Source organism: Thermogutta sp. (assembly GCF_014359955.1).
GTDB lineage: Bacteria > Planctomycetota > Planctomycetia > Pirellulales > Thermoguttaceae > Thermogutta.
Map to the genome: position 1 here is coordinate 1 of NZ_JACIYL010000252.1, position 5,418 is coordinate 5,418.

Annotated in this window: 6 protein-coding genes; 5 read left to right on the forward strand and 1 reads right to left on the reverse strand. The window is 57.7% G+C overall.

The window, feature by feature from the left end; all coding sequences use genetic code 11:
• Positions 1 to 813, reverse strand: an 813-nt coding sequence (locus tag H5U08_RS09310) for a type II secretion system F family protein (protein ID WP_297032389.1), incomplete at its 3' end; no start/stop codon positions are given.
• 315 nt (positions 814 to 1,128) lie between these two features.
• Between H5U08_RS09310 and H5U08_RS09315 the strand changes: the two genes are divergently transcribed.
• From H5U08_RS09315 to H5U08_RS09335, 5 genes are all read left to right on the forward strand, one after another.
• Positions 1,129 to 1,344, forward strand: a complete 216-nt coding sequence (locus H5U08_RS09315; protein WP_297032390.1) for a hypothetical protein — start codon at positions 1,129 to 1,131, stop codon at positions 1,342 to 1,344.
• A gap of 73 nt (positions 1,345 to 1,417) precedes the next feature.
• Positions 1,418 to 3,058, forward strand: coding sequence for a phosphoglycerate dehydrogenase (gene serA, locus H5U08_RS09320; RefSeq protein WP_297032391.1), 1,641 nt, complete (start codon positions 1,418 to 1,420; stop codon positions 3,056 to 3,058).
• A gap of 169 nt (positions 3,059 to 3,227) precedes the next feature.
• On the forward strand, positions 3,228 to 3,500 hold the full coding sequence (locus H5U08_RS09325) for a hypothetical protein (RefSeq protein WP_297032392.1): 273 nt from the start codon (positions 3,228 to 3,230) through the stop codon (positions 3,498 to 3,500).
• 348 nt (positions 3,501 to 3,848) lie between these two features.
• Complete coding sequence (locus H5U08_RS09330) at positions 3,849 to 4,787, forward strand: UTP--glucose-1-phosphate uridylyltransferase (RefSeq protein ID WP_297032393.1); 939 nt, start codon at positions 3,849 to 3,851, stop codon at positions 4,785 to 4,787.
• A gap of 22 nt (positions 4,788 to 4,809) precedes the next feature.
• The coding region (locus tag H5U08_RS09335) for a hypothetical protein (protein WP_297032394.1) at positions 4,810 to 5,418 on the forward strand (609 nt) is incomplete at its 3' end.

Sequence of the window (5,418 nt, forward strand, 5' to 3'; positions counted from 1 at the left end):
GGGGAACAGCCCGGTGCTTTCGAAGATGCGCGACAGGGAATGTCCGGCCTGGATTGAGGCCCACACAGGACGCCGCAGCGCGGTGAACGCGGGATGCTCCGCAGCCTGAAGGGCTAAATCCACGGCAACTCTCACATCCAGCGATGATCGCAGGGTGATGGAGAGCGCCCAGGTGAACCGCGCCAAAGCCAGTGTGCGGGAAATATCTCCGAGGATCGGCAACAAATCGACAAACATCTGGATGGGCCTGGTCCAGAGCAGACCGCGTCGGGAAGCCCAGATGAGAAGCGCGATCCCCGCCGCGCAGCTTCCCACAATCGTCAGATAAATGAGGAGGCCTCTCTCGCCGACCAGTCCGAAGCCGAGCGGATCCAGCACGATGTCGCCCCTCTTACCGATCTCACCCATGATCCAGATAAGAAACCCGATCACAATGATGGCAAAGGTAAGTTCAAACAGCGGCCAGACGAGGAGCGACCAGAATGTACGGCGTCGGGCGATTTCTTCTTCGTAATATCTGGCAAGGAGGCGAAAAGCCTCGGGCAATTTGCCGGTCTCTTCTCCAATGCGGACAATTTGCAGAAAAAGGCGTGGGAAATAATCTTCGGTAAGGGCCAGTGCATCGGCCAGGGCATAACCTTTACTAACTGCCTCCGCGATGATCCGCATTGCTCGCCGGTAGGCCCCACCACTGGCGCGTTCCGCTTCCCGCCGGCAAATGGTTCGCAGGTCCACGCCGGCCTCGATTTGGGTTGCCAGGCGCTGGCAAAGCTGTACGAGCTGACGTTTGGTGATTCGGCTACCGAGCAGCATGAATAACCTGTGACGTTGTCTGCCGAGGATAATCTCCTGAACGAACGCAACCAGGTATCTGAAGTCAGCCGAGTGACCCCGGTGCTGACCGGAAATGACATACGCAGGCCGTGCCGGTATCCCCGCGCTGCGCTCTTCCAATGTCTGTCACTGGCGTTCCCGTGGAGTATCCTCAGACACTGATTCCAGTTTGTCTATCGCGTCATCTTACGCCCGGTTGAGCGGCTCTGCAAACGCTCATTCGCCTGACACCCCACTTTTTGCCAGGATCTGCAAAAGTCCAGAACCTCAATGTGTTGTCGGGGCTGTTCATGAATGGCCTTTGCTGATGCGTGCCGCGTCCCCCTTTACGCGAGAGCGATTTATCGCTCCTACGAGTATCCCAGTTCTTCTCTGGTCATCCCGGTCATCGAAGGGGTATCGGCACGGCGAGCCAAAGGTTGGAGTCGGCTGTTCTTTCGATTGCTTCGGAGAAGTTGGAAATGGCTCTGGTTTCCACCGGTGCTTGACGCTTCAGCAGCGTTGCCGTAAAAGTGAAGGGTTACGGTCCAGGGAACACAGAATGTGAAGTGATACACTGACCGGTAAGTTTGAGGACCCACCCATGGTTAAAGTCGTCGTGCTCGATCCGATTTCCCCCGAGGGTCTGAAGCTCCTGGAATCGGCAGGAATGATCGAATACGAGGTCCGCACAGGTCTTAAAGGTGAGGACCTTCGCAAGACGCTCGCCGAGTTCGATGGGGCGATCTGCCGCAGCGGGGTGAAGATCACCGCCGATGCTCTGGAGGGGAACAGGCGATTGAAGGTCATCGTTCGCGCTGGGGTGGGCACAGACAATATCGATACCGCGGCCGCAACACGCCAGGGTATCATCGTCATGAATACGCCGGGTGGCAACACGATAGCCACCGCAGAGCACACCATGGCGCTGATGCTGGCCCTCTCCCGGAATATCTTCCCCGCGTACAAAAGCCTTCTGGAGGGGAGGTGGGAACGCCACCAATTCATGGGAACCGAGCTGTGTGGCAAGACGCTGGGTATCATCGGCCTGGGTCGGGTCGGGCAGGCCGTGGCTGAGCGGGCCCTCGCTTTCAAAATGAAGGTCCTCGGGTATGATCCGTTTTTGCCGGAGCACCGGGCACGGGAATTGGGTATTCGTACCTGCCGAACTCTGGACGACCTTTTCCCCGAGGTGGACTACCTCACGGTGCACACGCCACTCAATGATCAGACGCGCAACCTTATCGATCGGCCTCAAATTCAAATGATGAAAAAGGGGGTGCGCATCATCAACTGTGCGCGAGGGGGCATCATCAACGAAGACGCATTGCTGGAGGGCCTGGAGAGTGGTCACATCGGTGGTGTGGCCCTCGACGTCTTCACGAAGGAGCCATGCACCAACAGCCCTCTTTTTGGAAAGCCCAATGTCTTGTGCACTCCGCACCTCGGCGCCAGCACGGAGGAAGCCCAGACAAATGTGGCCATCGAAGCGTGCGAGCTGCTGGTTGATTTCTTCACGACGGGCGCCGTGCGGAACTCCGTCAACATGGCGCCACTGGACCCCAAGACGCTGGAGGGCCTGCGCGGGTACTTGGACCTTGTTTACCGGTTGGGCCTTTTGATGGCGCAGATCGATCGCGAGCCACCCACCCGCTGCAAAATCCGTTATCAGGGGGAGGTGGCCAATCGCGACACCCGCCTGCTTTCGGCGGCGTTTGCTGCGGGGCTTCTTCAGCATGCCCTGGAGCAATCGGTCAATCTGGTCAATGCTCCCGTTTTGCTTCAGCAACGGGGAATTGAACTGGCCGAAGAACGCACCACGGATATCGGCGATTTCGCCTCTCAGGTGACGGTGGAAGTTTTTCGGAATGACAAGTCGGCGCTGGCGGCCGGCGCGCTGTTCGGTAAATCACTGCCCCGACTTGTTCAGAAAGGGGATTTCAGGCTGGAAAGTCCCTTGGAAGGGACGATGCTCATCATGTATCACCGCGATGTGCCGGGGGTGATTGGGCGGGTCGGCGAGATCTTCGGTCGCCACAACGTCAACATCGCCTTTCTTTCGCTGGGACGGGCCGAAAACAAGCCCGGCGGCGATGCGATTGGCGTTCTCGCCCTCGACAGCTACCCACCGGCGGAATCGATCGCGGAGATTCTCAAGTTGGAGCCGATCCATCGGGCGACCGTGGTGGTCCTGCCGCCGCGGGGAGAGCTTCCCCCCTGGCTGGGCGTCGGCATGCCCAAATAGGGATGCATCAGGGCAACGCAAACGGGAAAGCCGCACTGAATTTGCATCCCCCGGCGGGTGAGCTATTCTACTAGTGCCGGTCGTACTGAACCGGTTCTGGATTTTTCTGTTCGAGGGGAATTCCTGTCGATTTCTAGAAGGGACAGGATTTTCAGTGCGAGGACCCGCCATGAATTCCGATGCGATTTTCCCAGACAGCGCAACTTCCCAGCCTGCCAGTGGCGAGCCGGTTCCCGTGTTCGTGGACCGCCGTAAAAATCCGCACGGGACACCGCCCGATGGCAGGGAAAGACGCCAGTTTGCCAATTCATATGCGGATCTTTCGCCCGAAGCCCGGGAATTGGGGCAGGCCATCGACGCGTACAAACTGCAGCATCACCGTCGATTCATCAATTACGAAGAACTACTGGCGGTCATTAAATCGCTTGGCTACCACAAATAGGAAATAACGGTCAGCGAACGAGGGGCTTTCGCTCGCTTGTCCTTTCCCGGAAATGCCGTTTCGACGTCCGCAGGGCCGGTCTGAAACGCCGCCCCGATTCTACTCATCCTGGCCCCGCGCCTTGGGGCATCCGGCACGGGTGTGAGTTCTGTCCATGCCCGTGATTTCAATCAAGTTGTTCCGCGCTTTGCGACGGGACGTTTCATCGCCTTTGGGGTCGGCCCGAGTTCCTAATCGTCTCAAAAAAGCTATAGTTTCGAGAAGGGCCATCAAGGGCTGCGGGGAGTTTTTCTGTTCCGAATAATGAGGAGCCTCCGGAGTCGTTCGTTGAAGGAGAGTCTCAGAGCGATGCCAAGTCCAACTGTTGATCTTGCTGTTGTTCCCGTGGCGGGACGGGGCACCCGACTGCTACCACTGACCAAGAGCCAGCCGAAGGAGATGCTGCCTGTCGGACGAAAGCCGGTTGTCCAGTATGTGGTGGAGGAACTTGTTCGGTGTGGAATCAAACGGTTTTTGTTCATCACGGGGCCCGGCAAAACCGCCATCGAAAACCACTTTGACCTCAATCCGGAGCTGATCCAGATGCTCCGGGAGAGCGGGAAAGAAGAGCTGCTGAAGGAGCTGTCGTTCGAGCGGGCGGAGGTGGACTATTTCTACACCAGGCAGAGACGCCAACTGGGGTTGGGCCACGCCGTCCTGTGTTCCGCAACGATGGTCAAGGACCAGCCGTTCGTTGTGGCCCTGGGAGATTCGATTATCGGTCTTCAGGCCCAGTCGGATGTGGTGCGTCGGATGATCACGCTTTTCGAGGCGGAGTCGGCGGACGCCGTTATCGCGTTTGAGACAGTTCCCCGCGAAGACGTCGTCCATTATGGAATCGCCCAGCCCGTGGGGAACGATCTGAACAATGGCAAGGAGTATTTTCGACTGGCGGGGATCATCGAAAAACCAACTCCGCAGGACGCGCCAAGCTGTTTGGCGGTGGCAGCGCGGTACGTCTTTCGGCCAGCGATTTTCGACCATCTGCGGCGAACGCCGCCCGGCAAGGGTGAAGAAATCCAACTCACGGATGCCATCCAGCGAATGATCGAATCGGGAGGGAACGTGCTCGGAATTCGTCTGCCGCCGCACGAACGCCGGTTCGACATCGGCAATTTTGATAGCTATTTTCGGGCATTTTTGGAGTTTGCCCTGGCCGACGAGGAATGCGGACCGGGATTGCGAGACTTCCTGAAACGCGTGCTCGAAACCCAGGAAAGAATCGGGGCAGGGCAGGGGAGAGAATGACGTTACGGCAACGGTGTCAGCGATGATCATTATCAAACGGCGTGCGTATGCTCGGGCGGGTCTGCTGGGAAATCCGTCAGACGGTTATCACGGAAAAACCATCTCCGTGATCGTGCGGAATTTTTACGCTGAGGCCGTGCTTTATGAATGGGATCAGGTGGAGCTGGTTCTCAGCCAGGAAGACCGCAGTCGATTTGACAGTGTCTATGATCTGGCGCGGGATGTGCGGCTCCACGGATACTACGGTGGGATCCGCCTGGTGAAGGCGACCATCAAAAAGTTCGTCGAGTACTGTCAGGCACAGGGGATCAAACTCCACGAAAAGAATTTCTCCATCCGTTACCAAAGCACGATACCGAGGCAGGTAGGGCTTGCGGGATCGAGCGCCATCATCGTGGCGGTGTTGCGGTGTCTCATGGATTTTTATGGCGTGCAGATCCCGCAGCGGGTGCAACCGTCGCTGGCCCTTGCCGTGGAAACCGAGGAGCTCGGCATTGCCGGAGGACTTCAGGACCGAGTTATCCAGGTTTATGAAGGACTCGTATTTATGGATTTCAGCCGAGACAAGATGGAGAATATCCATGGCTACAACTGCGGAGTTTATGAGCCGTTAGATCTCGCCTATCTGCCG

Excerpts from the sequence above, each read along its gene's own strand:
- H5U08_RS09315 (WP_297032390.1), top strand. The coding sequence starts at position 1,129 with ATGGCCTTTGCTGATGCGTGCCGCGTCCCCCTTTACGCGAGAGCGATT.
- serA (WP_297032391.1), top strand. The coding sequence starts at position 1,418 with ATGGTTAAAGTCGTCGTGCTCGATCCGATTTCCCCCGAGGGTCTGAAG.
- H5U08_RS09325 (WP_297032392.1), top strand. The coding sequence starts at position 3,228 with ATGAATTCCGATGCGATTTTCCCAGACAGCGCAACTTCCCAGCCTGCC.
- H5U08_RS09330 (WP_297032393.1), top strand. The coding sequence starts at position 3,849 with ATGCCAAGTCCAACTGTTGATCTTGCTGTTGTTCCCGTGGCGGGACGG.